The 21024-nt window shown below is 55.3% G+C and carries 16 protein-coding genes and 5 tRNA genes; 7 read left to right on the top strand and 14 right to left on the bottom strand.

Annotated elements, in window-relative coordinates; genetic code table 11:
• Nucleotides 1–222 precede the first annotated feature (222 nt).
• The 11 genes from FF011L_RS04750 to FF011L_RS04700 all read right to left on the bottom strand — a co-directional run bounded on the left by FF011L_RS04750 (nt 223) and on the right by FF011L_RS04700 (nt 7007).
• Nucleotides 223–1422 (bottom strand): acyltransferase family protein, encoded by a 1200-nt coding sequence (locus FF011L_RS04750; RefSeq protein ID WP_218933013.1) that lies wholly within the window; start codon nt 1420–1422, stop codon nt 223–225.
• Nucleotides 1423–1530: 108 nt separating this feature from the next.
• Nucleotides 1531–2205, bottom strand: a complete 675-nt coding sequence (gene nusG, locus FF011L_RS04745; protein ID WP_246109743.1) for a transcription termination/antitermination protein NusG — start codon at nt 2203–2205, stop codon at nt 1531–1533.
• A gap of 35 nt (nt 2206–2240) precedes the next feature.
• On the bottom strand, nt 2241–2750 hold the full coding sequence (gene secE / locus FF011L_RS04740) for a preprotein translocase subunit SecE (protein WP_145350548.1): 510 nt from the start codon (nt 2748–2750) through the stop codon (nt 2241–2243).
• A gap of 28 nt (nt 2751–2778) precedes the next feature.
• Nucleotides 2779–2851 (bottom strand) — tRNA-Trp (locus tag FF011L_RS04735).
• A gap of 92 nt (nt 2852–2943) precedes the next feature.
• Nucleotides 2944–4140, bottom strand: coding sequence for an elongation factor Tu (gene tuf / locus FF011L_RS04730; RefSeq protein ID WP_145350547.1), 1197 nt, complete (start codon nt 4138–4140; stop codon nt 2944–2946).
• Between the two features lie 194 nt (nt 4141–4334).
• A tRNA-Thr gene (locus FF011L_RS04725) sits at nt 4335–4407 on the bottom strand.
• A 7-nt stretch (nt 4408–4414) separates the two neighbouring features.
• A tRNA-Gly gene (locus tag FF011L_RS04720) sits at nt 4415–4485 on the bottom strand.
• 47 nt (nt 4486–4532) lie between these two features.
• Nucleotides 4533–4614, bottom strand: a tRNA-Tyr gene (locus FF011L_RS04715).
• A gap of 100 nt (nt 4615–4714) precedes the next feature.
• A tRNA-Thr gene (locus tag FF011L_RS04710) sits at nt 4715–4787 on the bottom strand.
• 166 nt (nt 4788–4953) lie between these two features.
• Nucleotides 4954–6336, bottom strand: a complete 1383-nt coding sequence (locus FF011L_RS04705; protein ID WP_218933012.1) for an HD domain-containing protein — start codon at nt 6334–6336, stop codon at nt 4954–4956.
• Nucleotides 6264–7007, bottom strand: a complete 744-nt coding sequence (locus tag FF011L_RS04700) for a hypothetical protein (protein ID WP_218933011.1) — start codon at nt 7005–7007, stop codon at nt 6264–6266. Before FF011L_RS04700 ends, FF011L_RS04705 begins: the two co-directional genes overlap by 73 nt.
• Nucleotides 7008–7107: 100 nt before the next feature.
• On the opposite strand from FF011L_RS04700, the gene FF011L_RS04695 reads away from it, so the two are divergent.
• The 6 genes from FF011L_RS04695 (at nt 7108) to FF011L_RS04670 (ending at nt 15649) form a co-directional block, all read left to right on the top strand.
• The gene (locus FF011L_RS04695) at nt 7108–7698 is read left to right on the top strand and encodes a tRNA (cytidine(34)-2'-O)-methyltransferase (protein ID WP_246109742.1); all 591 of its coding nucleotides are present in this window, start codon (nt 7108–7110) and stop codon (nt 7696–7698) included.
• Nucleotides 7695–8735, top strand: a complete 1041-nt coding sequence (locus FF011L_RS04690) for an agmatine deiminase family protein (protein ID WP_246109741.1) — start codon at nt 7695–7697, stop codon at nt 8733–8735. The genes FF011L_RS04695 and FF011L_RS04690 overlap by 4 nt, the downstream gene beginning before the upstream one ends.
• 326 nt (nt 8736–9061) lie before the next feature.
• Nucleotides 9062–9331, top strand: coding sequence for a 30S ribosomal protein S15 (gene rpsO, locus FF011L_RS04685; protein WP_145350545.1), 270 nt, complete (start codon nt 9062–9064; stop codon nt 9329–9331).
• 368 nt (nt 9332–9699) lie between these two features.
• Complete coding sequence (gene pnp, locus FF011L_RS04680) at nt 9700–11979, top strand: polyribonucleotide nucleotidyltransferase (protein ID WP_246109960.1); 2280 nt, start codon at nt 9700–9702, stop codon at nt 11977–11979.
• A 442-nt stretch (nt 11980–12421) separates the two neighbouring features.
• Nucleotides 12422–13438 carry an acyl-CoA desaturase gene (locus FF011L_RS04675; protein WP_246109740.1) on the top strand — a complete coding sequence of 339 codons (1017 nt, stop codon included), beginning with the start codon at nt 12422–12424 and terminating at the stop codon, nt 13436–13438.
• A gap of 768 nt (nt 13439–14206) precedes the next feature.
• The gene (locus tag FF011L_RS04670; RefSeq protein ID WP_145350543.1) at nt 14207–15649 is read left to right on the top strand and encodes a RecQ family ATP-dependent DNA helicase; all 1443 of its coding nucleotides are present in this window, start codon (nt 14207–14209) and stop codon (nt 15647–15649) included.
• A gap of 4 nt (nt 15650–15653) precedes the next feature.
• Here FF011L_RS04670 and FF011L_RS04665 read toward each other — a convergent pair whose 3' ends face one another.
• The 3 genes from FF011L_RS04665 to FF011L_RS04655 all read right to left on the bottom strand — a co-directional run bounded on the left by FF011L_RS04665 (nt 15654) and on the right by FF011L_RS04655 (nt 19850).
• Nucleotides 15654–17228, bottom strand: a complete 1575-nt coding sequence (locus FF011L_RS04665; RefSeq protein ID WP_145350542.1) for a S10 family peptidase — start codon at nt 17226–17228, stop codon at nt 15654–15656.
• A 216-nt stretch (nt 17229–17444) separates the two neighbouring features.
• Nucleotides 17445–18347 carry a response regulator gene (locus FF011L_RS04660; protein ID WP_145350541.1) on the bottom strand — a complete coding sequence of 301 codons (903 nt, stop codon included), beginning with the start codon at nt 18345–18347 and terminating at the stop codon, nt 17445–17447.
• 510 nt (nt 18348–18857) lie between these two features.
• A complete protein-coding gene (locus FF011L_RS04655; RefSeq protein WP_145350540.1) occupies nt 18858–19850 on the bottom strand; it encodes a hypothetical protein in 993 nt (330 codons plus the stop codon).
• A gap of 241 nt (nt 19851–20091) precedes the next feature.
• Between FF011L_RS04655 and FF011L_RS04650 the strand changes: the two genes are divergently transcribed.
• Nucleotides 20092–20934, top strand: a complete 843-nt coding sequence (locus tag FF011L_RS04650) for a hypothetical protein (protein ID WP_145350538.1) — start codon at nt 20092–20094, stop codon at nt 20932–20934.
• The last annotated feature ends 90 nt before the right edge of the window (nt 20935–21024 follow it).

The raw sequence follows: 21024 nt of genomic DNA, 5'->3' as shown, positions 1-21024 counted from the left end.
CACCTCCCCCACGAAATCCCCCTCTCTCCAGGCCGCTTTCGCTAGGGACATGGAAACCTATCCGTGAAAGATCGCCGGCCTGCCCACGCTCTGGCGTGTGTAGCTACGACACTACCGTCGCCAGACGGTGGTTCCGGCGACACCCATCCCGTCGCGGACTTACAATCCCGCTCAGAAACTGTCACCCATCGATTTCACTGCCCGCCGTCTGTCCTACCGCGTCTACGCGGCTTGACGGAGGTTCGCCAGTTCCTTGGCGACCGATTGCTTGCAGACTCTTTCTGCGTGCCGGACGCCTAACATGCGTCCGATGAAAGTATGCCTGACGAAGATTTGATAAGTCCCCAAACACCATAGGGTTGCGATTGCCCAAGCAAGCATTCCCTTGCCGAGCGGAGCCGCATCAGGGAACTGTACCTTCAGCCCAATATGGACCAATCCCAAGAATGGATGGTGTGCTAGGTAAATCCAGAACGACGCGGCTGCGACATACAAAACGATTCGCCGAGGACGCTGGGCAAACCGGACAGCGGCCCCAATAATCCCAAACGTTAAGGCCCAAGCGGATGCCAGTGTTGCGACCGCACCTAACACCAGAATCAATCGCGAGGCATCCCCTTGAAGGAACTGCATCCCTGCCCAAAGCGACGCGATTCCGCCAAGCAGACCAAACAAAAGCACTCCGACACCGTTCCGTTCAATCCGTCTCAGCCGCGAATCAAAAACGGCCAGCCAGATACCTCCGGCATAAAAAGTCCCGTTGTATATCCACTTCGATGCGACGGGAAAAAAACCGTGCTGGAATCCGAACACAACTTCAGGACGAACCAACAGGACGCTCCCGCCGATTGCAATCAAAGCCAGCAGACTCGCTGCACGGACAGTCCTGCGGTTCACCGGATGCCGCCAACGCTCAGGCCACGCCTCTTTTACGACGGCATATAGCACGCTGTATAGCAGCAGATACTGCAAGAACCAAAGATGGCTTGTCCCCCACAGATTCTTCGCGATTTCAGGATCAATCTTCAGGCTGCGCATTTTTTGCCAGCCGACCTTCCCCTCAACGACCCAGCCGAGCAGCCAAACATAAAGATCGATTGGCAGAACAACAACCAAACCGAACAGCAGCGGAACCAACAACCGACGTGCCCGATGCCGCAAGAAATCGGCTTTCCCCAACCGTCCAATCAATCCAACCGCCACAAATCCGGCCAACACCAGAAACAGGGGCATGATGAACAATTCGATTGCCCAGAAGACCGCATTGGCGGTCGTGCTGCCGGTTTCCCAAACGGGCCAAGCGACACCCGGCATCGGCTGCGAAACGTAGGGCATTAAAGCGTGCAGCAGAACCACCAAGAGGGTCGCACCAGCGCGAACCCATTCAAGTGGGGCAAGTCGATTCACACGCACAGAGGCCATCAAACCAGAGTCCATTCCGGTGAAGCTGAATTAGTCCTCAGATCCTATCGAAATTGCCCGATCGCCGATAGGAAGAAATCGCACTTAACGTGAGGCGACCGAAGCGGACTACAGATCTTCGATTTGCCAGTGATCCAGTTCCATCGGAACACTACGATCAAAGATATTGATGATCACGGTGACGCGACCGTTTGCTTCGTCGATCGTATCGACTTCGCCTTCTTGGTTCTGGAAATTCCCTTCTTTGACTCGAACCCGATCCCCTGGCTTGAACGGGATCGCCGTTTTCATCGGGGCATCTTCATCGTCTTCATTCTTTGGTTTCTGAATGAAGCGTTCGATATCGGCGGGGTCCATCGGCATCGGCTTCCCGGCGGCTCCGGTAAAGTCACTGATCCCGGAGGTTTCGCGGACAAGGAACCAGCTGTCATCATTGATGATCATGTTGACCATCAGATAGCCTGGCAACAATTTCCGCTTGGAAATTCGTTTCTTGCCGTTCCGCGTGAATTCGACAACGTCTTCGGTGGGGACGATGATTTCCCCAAACAGATCTCCCATGCCTTCCATTCGCACGCGTTTTTCCAATCCATCACGGATCGAATCTTCACGATTGAAAGCCACTTTCAGGATGTACCAGTCCATTTTGGGACCGTCATCAACCGCCTCGGGAGTCGGGGCGGCAGGAGGAGTCGATTCGGCCGCGGCCGGTTGCGCTGCCTGAGATTCCTCGGAAACAACTTCCTCAGAAACATCGTTATCGGTGGCGTCGGGATCGGACACGATTGAAAGAACCTTGGTCGAAAGTAGCGGATAGACTAGGTAGTTACGCCAAGGAAGGTAAAGACTTCCTGCCAGACGATATCAAACAGAAACAGCATAATGGCCAGGAAAAAGATCGTAAAGATAACCACGATCGACGACCGGATCATCTCTTGTTTGGAAGGCCATGAGACCTTGTTCATTTCCGCTTCGACAGCGATCAGGAAATCGGCAAAACGAGGCCAATTGACCAATCGGTAACCGATCCACAGGCCAGCTGCCAAAATCACTCCGGGGACACCCATGCCCACCCAAGCGCTTTCACCACCTTTAAGGGTTTCGTACAATCGCCAACATCCGATTGCGACGACAGCCCACACGGCGAGGCAGCTTAACTGCCGAACCAGACGTCCCTGATTACGTTTGTATACATCGAACGAAAGCAACTCGGACGTGAGCGGCGTCGATGATTGCGAGCTAGCGACTTCCCTGGACAACGATCCTGTCTCCTGGGAGGGAGGGACGATGATAGGCAGATTTGCGGGACGAACCCAGTGAATCTGCATCAGCTGTAATATAAAAACGCGTTTAAAGCAGGGGCGGTGGGACTTGAACTCACAACCGCTGGTTTTGGAAACCAGTGCTCTGCCAATTGAGCTACACCCCTGTAACGTCCAAATGACAAAACGGCCGACGATGCGGAATCCGTTCTGTCATTGGATGTTTTCTAACTCGATTTAAAAAACCGAGGTTACTTGATTACTCAAGAATCTTCGAAACAACACCTGAACCGACAGTACGTCCACCTTCGCGAATAGCGAAGCGAACACCATCATCCATAGCGATTGGTTTGTGCAGCTCGACGGTCACTTTGACATTGTCGCCTGGCATGCACATTTCAGCATCGATCAAGTTTGCAGTTCCGGTAACGTCCGTGGTACGGAAGTAGAACTGAGGACGATAGCCGCTGAAGAATGGCGTGTGTCGGCCACCTTCGTCTTTGCTCAAGCAATAAACTTCAGCTTCGAACTTGGTGTGCGGGGTGATCGAACCTGGCTTGGCCAAAACTTGACCACGCTGGATGTCGTCACGTTTAACGCCACGAAGCAAGCAACCGACGTTATCGCCAGCTTTACCGATTCCCAGTTCCTTACGGAACATTTCGACACCGGTGCAGGTCGTTTTAACAGGGGTGTCCGAAAGTCCAACAATTGCGACTTCTTCACCAACCTTAACGACTCCACGCTCGATACGACCGGTAGCAACCGTTCCACGACCTTCGATGGAGAAGACGTCTTCGATAGCCATCAAGAATGGCTTGTCTTCTTCACGAGCAGGTTCAGGAATCGAGCTATCCAGGGCTTCCATCAGTTCGGTGATGCAAGCACTTGCAGCTGGATCGGCAGGGTTATTGTAAGCAGGAAGAGCACTTCCGCGAACAACTGGAAGGTCGTCGCCAGGGAAGTCGTACTTGCTAAGCAATTCACGAGCTTCAAGCTCAACCAATTCCAACAATTCTTCGTCGTCGACCAGGTCGCACTTGTTCAAGAATACGACGATGTAAGGAACGCCAACCTGGCGAGCCAACAACACGTGTTCTTTGGTTTGCGGCATCGGGCCGTCAGCAGCACTGACAACCAGGATCGCACCGTCCATTTGGGCGGCACCGGTGATCATGTTCTTGATAAAGTCAGCGTGACCCGGGCAATCGATATGCGCGTAGTGACGATTCGGAGTTTCGTACTCAACGTGAGCAACCGCGATCGTAACCGTTTTCGTCTGGTCACGAACGGTACCGCCCTTGGCGATGTCCGAATAGTTTTTTGCTTCAGCTAGACCCTTGGCTGCCTGAACAGCAAGGATTGCACCGGTGGTGGTCGTTTTACCATGGTCAATGTGACCGATCGTGCCCACGTTGACGTGTGGTTTGGTACGTTCGAAAGTTGCCTTAGCCATTATTTTCACCTGCAACCATCTGACTGACTGTGCCGACGGGAACGCCCCGTGACATCCGCTCGTTACTCTCGCGTTGCCTTCACACCACAACGTAAATCGAGAAAACCGCGGCCGTGCCAGTAATCACTTATCACTAAAAAAAATTAACCACCGCCGAAAAGCCTCCTACAGAGAATCTTTCCAGTAGTGTCAAAAGCTGTTGATGGGACTTGAACCCATGACCTCATCCTTACCAAGGATGTGCTCTACCAACTGAGCTACAACAGCGGTTGAGAGCGGGTGAAGGGAATCGAACCCTCGTATTCAGCTTGGAAGGCTGCTGCTCTACCATTGAGCTACACCCGCTTTTGGCTTTCACCAACTATCGTATATCGCCGCCATAAGGCGGCCAATGGGGAGTATAGGATTCGAACCTATGTAGACATAGTCAGCGGATTTACAGTCCGCCCCCTTTAACCACTCGGGCAACTCCCCGATTTTGACCAGCCTCTCAGCCAATCGACTCACTTCGTACCTTCTCTGCACGCCAGCGTCAACTCGACTTGACGCGTTCTAGCGACTATCCAGCTGACAGAGCCAGCGGAGGGGTTCGAACCCACGACCTGCTGATTACAAATCAGCTGCTCTCCCAACTGAGCTACGCTGGCTGCTCTCTTCCAGTTCCCCGTCAGGGGTGGCGTGAGAAGGGAAGAGTTTAGCGATCCAGGCGGATGCGACAAGACGGATTCGGCCTTCTTGGCCGGTTTTCCCGGCAGATTCCTGAAAGTATTTCCCATTCCTTCCCACGAAGGAGCAATTTACAGGCTTTCAGGTTCACTCGCCAACCGATTTAGCTGCCTCTTCCAGCAATTTTTCGTCCAGTTGCCCCCCCTCAAGTGCCTTTCGGATGTCCGGACGCACAAAGACACGGACACGTTTGACATGATTATCGAACTGACGGCGAGCCAAAGCTTCGACAACGGGCGAGATTTCCCCCAGCGGACAAACACTTCCATCGCGGCGAACGACATCCATATTGATGTCCACTTCCAGCTTCACCGGCGGAGCATCGATCAAAACATCGGCCAAACCAACTTCGATCCCCAGGTCACGGGCCAACCGCCCGGCAAGCGCCTCGCTACACCGAACCAACCAGCCATAGGGACGTCGAGCCAACTGGGCATGCAAATCGCCATGCTGAAGCCGATCAAATTCGGCGACTCGCTTCCACAACTGCCGCCGATCGCCGAACAGGCCACTAACCAGCGGCTCCGCGGCCGTCCCCTCGGCAGCCCGACAGAGCGAGGCGATCCACTGATGATCATCCAGTCGCGTCATGGCGACCAGATCGATTTCACCCTGCAGCATATAAACCGCTCGCTGCAACATCGCCGTCGCACTTCGCACCGCATGATGCCAGTAAACCTCGCTAAACATCACATACCGAGCAAAAACCATCATCTCCGCGGCCGTCCGCCCCTTTTCCCCCAGCGCCATCCGCGGCAATTCGGGATGCGGGACCAACGACCCCAGCAATCGCCGGATATCAAAGTGCCGCCCATACGGAACGCCCGCGTGCAAGCTATCGCGGACCAAATAGTCCATTTTATCGATATCGATCGGGCCACTTAAAAGAGACCCCAGCAATTCCGAGCCACGATCGCGATACCGCCCGCTCAGCAGGTCGCAGACTTCATCGACGCTGCTCCAGTCCTCCTTCACCAAGGCGGCCATTTCGGGCTGTTCGAGCCAATCCCTCGCCAACACCTCATGCCGCGGCAAACCCGCCAACTGCATGTCTTCAATCGGATGACAAAACGGCCAATGCCCAACGTCATGCAGCAACGACGCCGCCACAAACGTCCCCGCCTGACGCTCGGTGATATTCGCAGCAAACCCAGGCTCGACCAGCAACCGCGACAGGACTTCGAGGGCATGCCGATAAACCCCCAGCGAATGCTCCAGGCGATGATGAATGGCACCGGGATAGACCTGCGACACCAACCCCAACTGACTGACTCGTGCCAACCTCCGAAGCGGCGGACTATCAAGCAACCGAGTCACTCGCGGCGTCAGCGGAACGTCGACCTCCGGAGCGATCCGGACCCAGTGCTGCGGGACCGCCAGCGCACGCAGTTCCTCGATCAAAGAATCGGCTCCAGGATCGCGGCAGGCGACCGGGCAACCGAATCCGCCCGCACCAACCGGACAGCCCACTGCGGCGATTCCAAAGAATCATACAACAGCACCGTCGGAGGAACGACCAACTCCCTCTCCATGCCTCGCGCCGGAGCCTTCCCAGCCAACGGGATGCCCGCGACCATCGCCAGCACCAGGGCAACAACCACATACGTCCCTGCCACGACCATCCCCCCGGACATCTCCAGTTCCAGAACATTGGCGGCGGTCACCGCCCCGATCCCCAGCATGACCACAATCATGACCCCGGCGACAAAAAAGGACATCTCTGAAGTGCTCCCCAGCCCCATGACGTACACCGGCACATAGGCGTAGATCAACCACGACGCAGCCATGACCGCCGAGACAATCAAGACGCGGTTCCGCAGCTCTTCGCCGACAAACGGCGCAAGTTCCGAATCACGAGCAAACGAATAGGCCGCCCCGACAGCAAGCGGGGCAGTCACCAGCAACCCAACGACAATCACGGCGATCGTTGCCCCGCCTCCTTCGCCCAATCCCCCCATCCGCACGCCGACTGCCGCAAGCAACAAAAAGAGAACGACGGCAACAGAGATCGCGATCCCGCGGTTGGTGACCTTCGTCTCCTTTCGCGTGATCGGTTTCAGAATCGACTGCCCCTTGCTATCCTTCGGAGCATCATCTGCGGGTGCGTGAATGACGACCTCGTCCGTCTTCGACGGAACCATGATCTCTTTCTTGCACTTGGGGCAAGGCCCTTTTTTGCCCGCAAATTTATCGCTTACAGAGAATCGACTCAGGCAGCTAGGGCAGGTAACTTGGATCGGCATGACGAATCTGAAAAGAGAAACCGAGATGGAAAAGCAAACACCGTCGCCGGGTAGTTTCCCAGACGCGACCCCTTCGATGCAAGCCGATGCAAGCGACCCTACGGCCCACATTGTTCTCTACCGCCCCGAAATCCCACAAAACACTGGAAACATCGGTCGCAGCTGTGTTGCCACCGGGGCAAAATTATGGCTGGTAGGCCCGACCGGCTTCGAAATAACCCACAGCCGACTGAAACGCGCCGGGATGGATTACTGGCAATACCTTGAGTGGGTCCAAATGGAAAACTGGCAATCCCTGCAAGAACAACTGCCCACCAAGCGGCAATGGTTCTTCAGCCGATTTGCGAAACGACCGATTTGGGACGCCCCCCTGCAACGAGGCGACGCGTTCATTTTCGGCTGTGAATCGGCTGGCCTGCCCGAAGAAATTCTCGACCTCTCCAGCCCCTACGCAATAAACCTGCCGACCCGCCCCCAGGTCCGCAGCCTAAACCTTGCGGTCACCGCCGGAATCGCACTATACCAATTGCTTGCCAAGTGCCCCGACGCCCGCCCCACCCTTCCTCCCGACGGGATGCCCACGAATTGAACACCTACTCCGACTCGCCCTCCCCTTATCGCTGGCCAGCGGAATGGGAGCCCATGGAATGTATCTGGATCGCATGGCCCCACAGCCGAGACACCTGGCCCGGCCGATTCCAGCGAGTCCCCCCCGCATTCGTGCGATTCATCCGAAACATCGCGGAAGTGCTGCCGGTACGCCTGCTCGTGCCAGCCAAGTGCCGCGAGGAATCGGCTCAGTGGCTTGCCAACATCTCCAACATCACATCCTTTGAAATCGGCACAAACGACTGCTGGGTCCGAGACTACGGCCCCACCTTCGTCCAAAAACAAAGCGATGGTTCCATCCACGGAGTCGACTGGAACTACAACGCCTGGGGCGGGAAATACTCTCCCTGGAGCCTCGACGCCGCGGCCGCCCAAGCGATCTGCAGCGCAGTCAAAATCCCGCGACTGGCAAGCCGCCTCACGACCGAAGGAGGCGCCCTAGAGAGCGACGGACAGGGACGTCTCCTGACGACAACGGACTGCCTGGTCACCGAATCGCGAAACTCAGGCTGGAGCCAAAAAGATATCGCACGGGAACTCCACCAATTCCTCGGCGTCGAAGAAATCCTTTGGCTTGACGAAGTCGGGCTAGAAGGAGACGACACAGACGGGCACATCGATCAACTCGCACGCTTCACCGACCCACAAAATGTCGTGGTGGCGGCCTGCAAGGAAAAATCGGACCCCAACTACGAACCGCTGCAGCGACTCTACCGGCAACTCTTCGTATGGGGACGCCAGACGTCGCCTCAGGTCGAAATCCATCGCCTCCAAATCCCGCCCAGGCGGACGATCGACGGGCAACGAGTCCCTGAAAGCTACTGCAATTTCCTAATGCTAAGCGACAAACGGATCCTCTTCCCGCAGTTCCGAACGCCCGAGACCGACCGCGTCGCACTCGGAATCATGCGAAACTTGCTGCCGAACTACGAAGTCCTACCGGTCGACGCGGCCGATTTAGCCTGGGGACTTGGAGCGTTCCACTGTGCCAGCCAGCAGCAACCGGCGGCGCGGTAGTGCTGGAGACAAGGAGTGGAGGAGTGGAGGAGTGGAGGAGTGATTGGTTTTTGAGGTTTTGGGATATGGGTCGTGATAAGTTGCGCAACCGGGCAGCGTTCTCCTTCCGTCAGAATGGGAAACGTTCCTTTCAATCTCCCTTGTGGGGAGCCCGTTTTGCCGTTGCAAAAGTGCTGAGGGACGCTACACTGACCGTTCAAAAACCACCGTCTACCGTACTGTCTGTGCCGTAACGGTTTGCATGCTAGTGGTTTATGTCATTTGCCCCGCATTTTGCGGAGGCGTGCAATCCGTGTTAATAGTGTTGGAAAAGAATCTAGAACAATATGACCATTACGAAAGAACGCAAACAGGAAGTGATTACCGAATTCCGTCACGAGAGTGACGATACCGGTTCCCCTGAAGTGCAAATTGCGATTTTGACCGAACGGATCAATGGCCTGACCGAACACATGCGGACCCACCGCAAAGACTTCGGCTCACGCCGCGGCCTGCTGGGTCTTGTCAGCCGTCGTCGTCGGTTGTTGGACTACGTTCGTGGCAAAGATCCACAGCGTTATTTGGATATCATCGGTCGCTTGGGTATCCGTAAGTAGTTTGTCGTGGGTGGCTTTGGCTGGGGCCCCGGCGGCTCTAGCCGCCCGAGCCGCGCAGCGGTCGCCCACAGGATTCGGGCAGCGTGGAAATTTTGGGACCGCAATCGCGGTCGAAACCACGGCCCTTTCTCTAATCGGTGAATGCTGTTCCGCGACAGGAGCGACAGTCCGCATTTAGCGGACTCCGCACTCCTGCTTCTCTACCGCCGGAAGTTGTTTGCTCGAACGTCGCACTCCATTGCGACACTATCCGTTGACCGACGGGTCGAGCCTAGTTGTTGCGACCATTGACGGTCGCCCCTTTGTTGGTTTTGCACGGCAAACGGTGCTCGTGCATATTTTGTATTTGTAGGTATGAAGGAAAAGAAATAGTGAAAATTCGAGTTGAAAAGCAGATAGGACGCCACACGCTGTCCTTCGAAACCGGCCAATTGGCCAAGCAAGCGGCCGCCTCGGTGCTGGTCCAGTACGGTGACACGGTTGTATTGAGTGCGGTTGCCAGTGGGCCAGCCCGCCAGGGAATTGACTTTTTCCCATTGATGTGTGACTACCGCGAACGCTACGCAGCAGCCGGTAAATTCCCAGGTGGCTTCCTGAAACGTGAAGGCCGCCCGACCACCAAAGAAACCCTTAGCAGCCGCCTGATCGACCGCCCGATCCGCCCTCTTTGGCCAGCCGGTTACAAAGCTGAAGTTCAAATCCAGAACTTCGTCATGTCCAGCGACATGCAAAATGACGGCGACGTTTTGGCAATGAACGGTGCTTCCACCGCTTGCCACATCAGCCCCCTGCCATTCCTCGGACCGCTCGCAAGCGTCCGCGTCGGCAAAGTTGATGGCAAACTGATTCCTTTCCCATCGGTCGATGACCTTGAGGAAAGCGAACTGGACATGATCGTCAGCGGCAACCGCGATGAAGTCGCGATGATCGAGGGCTTTGCCCAAGAAATGCCTGAAGAAGAGATGATGGAAGCGATTCAGTTCGCTCACGGCGTCATCAAAGAAATCCTCGACATGCAAGAGGAATTCTATCGCAAAGTGAACCCGACCAAGGAACCTTACACCGTTCCTGAAGACGACGGCCTATTTGAGCGTCTGAACAACGCTTACTACGACGAATTCCGTTCGGTCAAGCAAACCGCTGGCAAACAAGAACGAGCCGAAGCCGTCCGCGCCCTTCGCGATCGTGCGATGAGCGACGTCATTCCTGACCCGAAAGCCGAAGGCGCGATCAGCACCGACCGCTTCAAATCGGTCTGGCACGACCTGGAAGAAAAAATCGTCTGCGACCTGATCGTCGCTGGAACTCGCCCCGATGGTCGCGATCGCACCTCGCTTCGCCCCATCTACTGCGAAACCGACCTGCTTCCAAAGGTTCACGGTTCGGCATTGTTCCAACGTGGCGAAACCCAAGCGATGGTCACCATCACACTGGGAACCTCGCGAGACGAACAACGCGTTGACGGACTGCAGGACGAAATCAGCAAGAAGTTCATGCTCGATTACAACTTCCCATCCTTCTCGGTCGGCGAATGCCGCCCGATCCGAGGACCAGGACGTCGTGAAATCGGTCACGGAATGCTGGCCGAGCGAAGCATCGCTCCTGTCCTTCCAGACGCAGAAGAATTCCCATACACCATCCGCGTCATCAGCGACATCCTGGAATCGAATGGCTCCAGCTCGATGGCTTCGGTTTGCGGTGCAACCCTCGGCCTGATGGCTTCGGGCGTTCCAATCAGCAATCCGGTTGCAGGTATCTCGGTTGGCTTGGTCAAATCCTCACCAGACAACTGGTGCCTATTGACCGACATCCTTGGCGACGAAGATCACTTCGGCGACATGGACTTCAAAATCGCTGGAACTCAAAACGGCATCACCGGCATTCAGTTAGACCTGAAAGTCACCGGTGTTTCGTTTGAAATCATCCGTGCGACCCTGAAGCAGTCCCGCGAAGCTCGGATCGAAATCCTTCGCAAGATGTTGACAACGATCTCTCGCCCACGCAAAGAGATCAGCGCCACAGCGCCTCGCCTGTTGCGAACCAAGATCGCTGCCGACAAAATCGGCGCTTTGATCGGTCCTGGCGGCAAAAACATCCGCGGCATCCAAGAACGAACCGGTGCGGTTATCGAAGTCGATGACGACGGTACCGTCTTGATCGCCAGCGGCAACGCTGAAAGTGCTCAAGAGGCCCTTCGCAGTGTTGAAGCTTGCACGGCAACCGTTCAGATCGGCAAGATCTACGACGGCACCGTCAGCAGCATCAAGGACTTCGGAGCCTTTGTCGAAATCCTTCCAGGACGTGACGGCTTGTGCCACATCAGCGAACTATCCAGTGGCTACATCAGCAGCATCGACAAGGTCGTCCAAGTTGGCGATTCGATGAAAGTGTTGGTTATCGATGTCGACGAGCACGACCGAGTGAAATTGAGCCGCCGCAAGGCGATCGAAGAACTTGGCATCGAAGACGAAATGGCCTCCGAAGCTGAAGCCGAAGGTGGCGAACGTGGTGGAGACGACGAAGATCGCCCACGCCGTCCACAGCGGAACCGCGGACGCGGTACCGGCGGTGGCGGAGATCGTGGCCGTAGCGGTTCAGGCCGCAGCGGTGGCGGTGGTGGTGGTGGTGGTGGCCGCCCACGCGACTGATCCTATCGTTAGGATTTCAAAATCTGAAAACTTCAAAACTGCCCAACGACTTCGGTCGCTGGGCAGTTTCTTTTGCCCGTTACGCCCCCCCCGCGCACCCGCCTCGCAGTACCGCTCGCCCAGAACCTAGTCGCAAGGCAATGCACGCTGAAATCAGCCGCCAAAAACATCCGCTTCCGGTTGCGAAGGCTCTGGCAACTAGAGAACATTCACCGACACCTACCCCCCCACGAATGCCGTCCTGGGAATCAAAAAAAACGACTTTTACACTTCCGTTACACGGATAGGCCTTGTCTGTGACTTGTCCCTACCGACATCTGGGTAAACTTCCCCTGTCCGGCCGCGACAAGCATGTCGCCAAGGAATTTAAACCGAACAAAAACTCCCCTTTCGGGGAACCAATGCCCCCCAAGGCCTTAATTCACAAGAGGAAATGACGACGATGTCCACCACTCTGGAACCGAATCCAAGTCAACCTAAGCCCCCCCGCCGTACGAAGAAAAGCAAGGCTGGGAAGCAGAAAGATTCCCTCAATGGCGTCGCCGTTGAAAAGAAAGCCTCAAGCGCGACCGACCTGAATCCTGCTTCCGAACGGAAGCAATGGAGTCGCGTCAGCTGGTACGCGCTGATCTGGCTTGGACTAGCCCACATCGTCTGCCTTGCAGCCCCGTTCACCTTCACGTGGCAGGCATTGGCATTCACCGTATTCATGCACTGGATTACGGGCAGTCTAGGAATCTGTTTGGGTTACCATCGTCTGCTGACGCACATGGGCATGAAGTGTTACCCCTGGGTCCGTTACCTGTTCACCGGTATTGGCACGCTTGCTGGCGAAGGCTCGGCACTCGACTGGGTCGCCGACCACCGCAAGCATCATGCGTATAGCGACCATGATGGAGACCCACATTCGCCTCAAGACGGCGGAATGTGGAGCCACATGTTTTGGCTGGCTTTCCATACCCACACCGGAAGCCGCCAAGAATACCTACAGCGCTGGGTTCCTGATTTGTTGAAAGAGCGTGGGATGCGGGTCCTGGACAAGTTGTTCCTACCGATCCATGTCCTGAACGGCTTTTTGGTCACTGGACTTGGTTATTGGTTGGGCGGAACCGAAATGGCAATCTCATTCCTCGTTTGGGGCGTATTCTGTCGCTTGGTTTTTGTTCTTCATGCAACTTGGATGGTAAATTCGCTCAGCCACATGTGGGGCTATCGCAACTACACCACCACCGACGACAGCCGCAACAACTGGTTGGTCGCAATCGTCGCTTACGGCGAAGGCTGGCACAACAACCATCACGCTTACCCACGGATGGCCAAACATGGTCACAAATGGTGGGAAATCGATGTTACCTGGATGGCCATCTGCACCCTGAAAAAGCTAGGCTTGGTCTGGGATGTTGTCGACTACAAAAATGCTGCTGAAAAGAAAGCTCGCGACGAAGCCCTAATCGCTTAGTTGCCTGAACTTTTCACTCAATCAGACCGCACGAAACGTGCGGTGCATAGCGGAAGGCTTTAACAGCCTTCCCGGAGGCGTGGCTGAGGCTTCAAACCACAGCTGAACGCCCCTTCTTATTCCCCTGCTGGGAATCGCGTCTTTTAGTGTCGCCTTTCGCTCCGCGACGTGAAGTGAATAGGTGACGCATTGCCGGTCCACGAAACGTTGCGTATTGCTTCTGTCCGGTATTTAACCAGGCCGACTCTCCGGGCCCGCAGGCTGTCAAAATCCCAACCCGCTGCGTCCGTTTTGAAGTTGCGTTTTTGGGAGTTGGCTACTTTGCTTCCGCCGGGCTTGTCCCGGTCCGGGGCAAGACCGGAAACGGAACTCTTGATACTTGGAGCTGCAAAGACGCTGGAATCGCCGAATGATTTGAGGCATCCGCAAGAGTTCGGAAATCAGGACGATTGACCACAGCAATCACCTCAAAAGCGCAACTTCAAAATGCGTAGGCGAGGGACCGTAGCCTTATGCTTCGCGAAAGTAGCTTTAAGGGAGCGTTCTTTCGCGGAGGATGTGCAAAGAAAACCTGACTCCCCTCCCCGCCGCTTCAATCCGAGATTCCCGCTCGCGGGCCCCGACTGCCTCACGCGGGGCAAGAATTGATTTTTTCAGGCGGTTGCCTCCCGCTTGCGATATTCGCTAAGGTTCTCGCTGTCCCACCGAACGTTTTGCTCCGTTCCGTGACCATTCGCCCCCGCCGTTATCAAGCCACCCACAGCGAAGATGGATTCTCTTCACACGATTCTGCGAGAGGTATTTGGACACGCTCAGTTTCGTGGCTCGCAAGAACCAATCATTCGCCGGCTTCTCGCCGGCCAACATGCACTTGTGTTGATGCCGACAGGCGGCGGCAAATCGCTCTGCTATCAGCTTCCAGCCTTGCTCCCCATGGGCGATTCTCCGGCTCTGGTGCTGGTTCTCAGCCCGCTAATTGCGTTGATGAAAGACCAAGTCGATTCCCTTCGTCGCAAAGGGATCGATGCCACCTTCATCAATTCGTCGCTTTCGGCGAATGAACGAAAAGAGCGTTATGCAAACCTAGCGGCTGGAAAATACCGTTTGCTCTATGTCACGCCTGAACGCTTTCGCAAACCCGATTTCTGCGATGCGTTAAGCCAGCGCACCGTCCACCTTTTAGCGGTCGATGAAGCCCACTGCGTGAGCGAATGGGGGCACGACTTCAGGCCCGATTACACCCGCCTGGAATCGATCCGACAATCACTTGGCAATCCGGTCACGATTGCACTCACGGCGACCGCCACCGCTGCCTGCCAACAGGATATCCTCCGCCAACTGGGACTCTCCCCCGCGGAAGTCCAGATATTCAACAGCGGCATCGAACGAGAAAACCTAGACCTTCAAGTCGCCGAAATCTGGGACGAAGAGGAAAAAGTCACTCACATCCAAGAAATCCTTGCCGATCCACGTTGCCCAACCGGCAGCAGCGGCATCACCTATTTCACACTGATCAAAACACTCGAACGCTTCAGCGACTATCTCCGCAAAGCCGGAATCGACCACCTCTGCTACCACGGCGACCTTGACCGCAAACAGCGTCGCCGAATCCAAGAGCGATTCATGAACGGAGACTGCCCGCTGGTATTGGCCACCAATGCGTTTGGAATGGGAATCGACAAAGAGGACATCCGCTTTGTCATTCATGCCGAAGCGCCGGGGTCGATTGAATCGTACTACCAGGAAATCGGACGCGCGGGGCGTGACAACCTGCCCGCGGTTTGTCGACTGCTGTACGCCCAAGGCGATCTAATGACTCAGATGCAATTCATCGAATGGCGAAATCCCGACGCCGATTTTTACGGGCGTCTGTTTCATTATCTCGGCAAACACCAGGAAGAAGTTCGAGCGTTTGGTTTCGACTGGCTGAACGAAAAACTGCAATCGGTCAGCCGGCATGACCACCGACTTTCGACCGCACTTGCGATCCTCGATCGCCACGAAATCGTAGCCGGCCCCCACCCGCCGCAAGCTTTCGAATTGCGTTGTCCCGTCGATCCACCTCCGGCCCCATTCGCAGACAACACGGCCCTCTCTGCCAAGCGGACCGCGGACCAGCAGCGTCTTTATGCACTGGTTCAGTACACACAATCGGAAGATCGCAAAGCCTTCCTGGAAGACTACTTCAAGAGCCCTCCAGCAGCATCCTGAATCGCTATTCTTTCTTTACAGCGGGAGCGTCAGCCAACGTTGTGTCGTAGAACTTAAGCAGGTCCTCGCGAAGCTTTATCAGCGAAGGTTCATGGACGTACATCATGTGCCCTGCATCGTAGAATTCCATCGTGAAATTCTCTCGTAGTTCGACCGGCAGGCCCAGATGATCACGGGTGTATTCCATAGCAAACGAAGGGGTTGCCAGGTCGTAATACCCGCAGGCCGCAAAGATTCGCAAGTACGGATTGTCAGCGATTGCATCACGCAATTTGGAAGAGGCATCGACGTAGCGATTGGTGAATTCGCTATAGTCCCAGGGATGCACTTTCCCTGTGAGAATCTCATAGACGCGATCTTCTTCAACTTTCAGGTCGTCTCGCAAATATTGATTCATCGCGGAAGTGAAAGGGCCAAAAACGGCCGAACCGCTGGGGTCGTGCCCGGTCCGCTCACCAACATGGTCTAGGTCCACGCCGGTGTAGCGTCCGTCAAAACGTCCCACGACCTGTCGCCGGTCGCGAAGAAGCTCTTTGCCAAATCGGCCCATATTGACGCGAAGGTTCGCGCGATCGATGTAATCTGCAGACAACCCCGTCAGCTCTGCCATCCGAGCGATCACTTCGTCTCTTTTCTCCGTCGAAAGTGAATCACCGGCCAATAACGCTTGCAGGTACGGTTCGCGAGCAAACGCTTCGGCTTGGGCAACCACTTCTTCGACCTTCTGGTTCTGCAGTGATTCAGGCAGCGCCTTGTGATACCAAGCCGTCGCTGCAAACGAAGGAAGAAACAACGCGTAAGCGATGTCATTGTTCCCCTTTGCACTTAGCGTCTGAAAATCGACAACCGCCGAAATCAACACGATCCCATTCAGATACATGTGATACCGGCCCTGCAATTCACTGCTCAAACCTGCCGCCCGCAGACCGCCATAACTTTCGCCCAAAAGGAATTTAGGCGATCCCCAGCGGCCATACTTGGTGGTGAAATCATGGATAAACTGCCCGACGCTGCGAACGTCTTCGTCAAATCCATGGAACTGGTTCTTGTTCTGCCCTTTTGCGGGGCGACTAAAACCGGTGCTGACCGGATCGATAAAGACCAAGTCCGTTTTGTCCAGCAACGAATAGGGATTCTCGATCAATTCGTGTGGCGGGCGAATCGGTTTGGCATCGTCATTCAATTTGACACGTCGAGGCCCCAGCATCCCTAGGTGCAGCCAAACCGATGACGATCCAGGTCCGCCATTGAAGCAGAAAGTAATCGGCCGCTTAGCCCCATCCGCCGCTTCGACGGTATAGGCGACAAAAAAGACCTCGGCCTTCGCCTCCCCCGCATCATCCTTCATCAGCATCTTGCCTGCGGTGGCGGTATAGTCGATTTTTTTGCCCCCGATCGTGGCGGTGCCCTGGGTAACCGAAGGCTCGGCAACGGCCTCTTTTTCGCGTTCCGCCTTTCCCTCTTTATCGGCCTCCTGCTTAGAGGCTTTTTCGTCAGCGGCGACGGCAACCGACTGCGGGCAGGGAAGAAAAGAGGAACCTACAAGGGCAAGGGACATCAGGGCAGCAAAGCGGAACATAGAAGTCTTCGCGTTGGAGGCAGTTTTGTCGAAGTCGGTGCAGACCTAGAAGAAAACCCATTGTAATTCATCAGGCGAATACAACCTACGACGCAGCGGAAAAGCGGCCCCGAAGGCTTTTCGCAGCCCCCTCCGCAGGGGGCAGATAGGCTGTCGGTTTCATCAAGACCGAAACCGACATCCAATACACCAAATCACAATCGACCGGTCATCTCGCTAGGCGGATTCCTCGGCATCTGGATCCCGGCGATGTTTAATCATCGTGATCTCATTCCCTGTTTCGTTGTGGTGGATTTCATCCATGAAACTGTAGATCAGCATCAGACCTCGACCGTTTTCTCGCATCAGGTTTTCAGGATCGGTCGGGTCAGGAATGGTGCTTGGGTCGAAGCCCTTTCCTTCGTCAGCGACGACCAGCTTGATTTTCTCCGCCGTCAGTTCGACCGAAAGGGCGACTCGGCGTGATTCGTAGGGGGGCGTACTGCAACGTTCGTCCCGTAGTTTTTGGTACGCTTCTGCATCACTGCGCAAAGCCGAAGAGAGTTCCAGGTTGCCGTGGTCCATCGCGTTGAGGACCGCTTCGGTCAACGCCATCGAAATCTGAAAGAGCCCCGTTTCGTCTCCGAAATCAAAGGTCCGCAGCTCGGTTTCCAGGTGCTGGACAAGGACGGCAACCAATTCCTGGTTGTTCCCCAAAATATACTTCGATCGAGATTCGACCAGCGTATTAAGAATATGCTGCCGCGACTTGGCGGCATCCTGCATCTCGACGATGCCTTTTAGCGTGGAGAGCAACGTCGAATCGAGATAGCGTTTGGGGATATAGCTTGCCGCCCCTTTTTGCAACGCCTGAGCTGCGATGGTTTCCGTGCCATCGTTGGTGATCAAGATCACCGGTATCGTTTCATAACGATTGCGAACCTCTTCGACCAATTGCAAGCCGTTCATATTCGGCATATGCAAATCGGTCAACACAATATCGCACGGCTGATTTGCCAACGATTCAAGGGCCGCCAGCCCATCTTCTGCGACCACAGCATCATACCCCGCCTCTTCGATCAAAAATCGAATTTGCGTCGCCTGAGTCGGACTGTCTTCAACGATTAAGATTCGAGTCATTATGATCCAGCAGGTTGATCGCTGAGTAAAATTGGGCAGTTGCGAGGAAAGCGACCGGGACTAAAGAACGAATTCACCACAGAATACCATGATCTGGGCGAGCCTGCGGGTCTAAGTCCCGAATGGTGAAGGCTTAAGGGATTGCGTCCCCTTTCGAGCGTATCGGCACGGCGTGAGCCGCTCCGATAATTGACGAAATTGAAGGTCGTGCCAGCGGACGGCTCACGCCCAAGGAAACCGACCATTTGGCGCACAGCATCGCAAAAACCTTGTCCCACAGGTGTTTACCGGACCGCCCGCGGTCGTGCGACAATCGAACAAGGACACACGGGACGTGATACGAACAGGCAATGGTTTCGGCTTTTCCCAAGCCAGGTCTCGTTTGCAACCGGAGCTGCGATTCGGACAAGCCGGTCGCAAACCCAAAAAGTTCGCTGGGAATCCCACAAATCGACCAATTCCAAATCGCACACCGCTCGCATCCAGAGACCTCAGAGGTTCCCGAATGCCTTAGGAGCGTTTGCGTCCTTTCTTCAATTCCTGCTGCATCCGCTCGCGCTCTTTCTTCCATGCCTGCTCGCGTTTCCTCGCCGATTCCAGATGCTCGTTGCTCGTCGCAAGCTCTTCGGCCAATTCATCCGCACGTTCCTGAGCGATCCCCAGCTGCGACTCCAGTTCATTCATCCGTTCGACGGTTTTAGCCGACTCCGCTTTCATTTTATCCGCCATTTTTGCAGCAGCTGCCTTGGTTTCCTCCACTCTTCGCATTCCTTCGGCGATCGCTTTCTGCTTTTTCAAAAACGACTGTTCGGCGTGCGACAGACGCTCACTCACCACCTTTTTCGCTTGCGTCAACTGCTGCTCCTGCTGAGCCAGCTCCTCAGCCCTTTGCTCGATGGCCTCGGCTTGTTGAGCCACCTGCACGGCTTGCTCCGCCAGCGTTAATCGGCGGCGTTCTAGGATTTCAGCATTGTCGTCCATTCGGACTTCTTGTTTGGCAAGCTTCGTTTTCAACTGCTCAAGACGGTCTTGCAAAATCTCTTGCCGAATCTCGGCAATTTCTTCGGCCTTACCGACAGCGGCTTCCAGCCGCGCATTCTCACGAATCAATTCAACCATCCGGTCCCAGCTCTCGCTGCCCGGGCGAAGACAATCATTGGGATCGCTATCGTCATCTTCCATCCCTTCGGCCCTGGTTTCGGGCGTATCGGGAACGGGCGTCGGAATCGGAGTCATCGCAGGCACCGCGGGGTAAACGGTTTCAACGGGGACGGGATACCAATAAATTTTCGGAGGCTGACCGACATTCTCGTGCAAGATGGTTTCGCTCAGGATAATGCTGCCTGGCGGCAACCCTTGGTAGCGATTCGAATCGTGAGGAAATGCATTGGAATGAGAGTAAACCTGCGCTGACAGCGATCCGGCACCACCGACCCAAACCGCGGCGAAAGAGATCGCCCCCATAAGAAATATTTTGGTTAGCACAGAAGCCTTGGTTGGCATGGAAGTCGCCCAAAAGAGAAGAGTAAAGAGTCGTTAGTGAAAGCCTTTACGAAGATCGCTCATTGTGCCGTCTGGAGGGTTGGCAAGCAAATCCGCCAGTGGAGACAAAAAAAACTAAGGTTTCTTTTTAAACATCTGCGAAACCATTGAACCTACAATTGGTTACATAAGGGGTGTGGCAAGCGATTTCACCTTGCCAAGAACCTCTGCTTCTCTGAACAAATTCTTGTAGGAACGTACGATGAAACAATTGCTTCGATTTGGTAGTTGCGTCGCTTTAGTCGCTCTTTCGGCCCTGCCACTCGCAGCACAGGGACGTGGCGGCCAAGGTGGACGCGGTGCTGGTGGCCCCGGCGGACCTGGAGGCATGCGAGGCGGTTCTCCGGAACGGACGATGCTGGCCTTACTGGGAGTAGAAGCCGTCCAAGAGGAGATCGAAATCATGCCAGACCAGCTGGAAGCTCTGGAAAAAGTAGGCAAACGCCCCGAAGGCGAACGCCTCGATTTCCGCGGCTTGCGTGAAGCTTCGGAAGAAGAACGGAGTGCAATGGTCGCAAAAATGCAAAAAGCGAACGAGGAACTAGCGAAACAAATTCGCGCCGACATCAAGGAAATCCTTCTTGAACCACAACAGGTTCGCCTAAACCAATTGACGATCCAAATGCTGGGCATCCAAGCGCTTTCCGATCCAACCGTGATCGAAAAGCTGGAAATCACCAAAGAACAAACTAGCGAAATGGAAAAGATTCGTACCGCGACTCGTGAATCGTTCCGCGAAGTCATGACCAGTGGAGATCGCGAAAACATCCGCGAAAAAATTACCGAAGCCCGCGAAGCCGAAGAGAAAAAACTGCTGGCCGTGCTGACCACAGAACAGCAAGTCGCCTTCGATGAACTGAAGGGAGATCCTTCCGAAGCCGTCAAAGCTGCACAGGAAAACCGCGGACGTGGTGGTTTCGGTGGACGCGGTGGTGAACGAGGCGGCGAACGAGGTGGTGCTCGTGGCGGCGAACGAGGTGGCGAACGTGGTGGTGAACGTGGTGGCCGCGGTGGCGAACGTCGCCAACGCCCCAGCGCTGAGTAATCCAGGGCCCCCCTCCGCCGGAAACCATCGTCTGACCTGACGGTTTTTGCTTGCGAGAGACGCTCTGCGTTCGATAAACTGCCGGGACAC

Source organism: Roseimaritima multifibrata, from assembly GCF_007741495.1.
Taxonomy (GTDB): Bacteria; Planctomycetota; Planctomycetia; order Pirellulales; family Pirellulaceae; genus Roseimaritima; species Roseimaritima multifibrata.
This window is presented reverse-complemented; position numbering and strand designations above follow the sequence as displayed.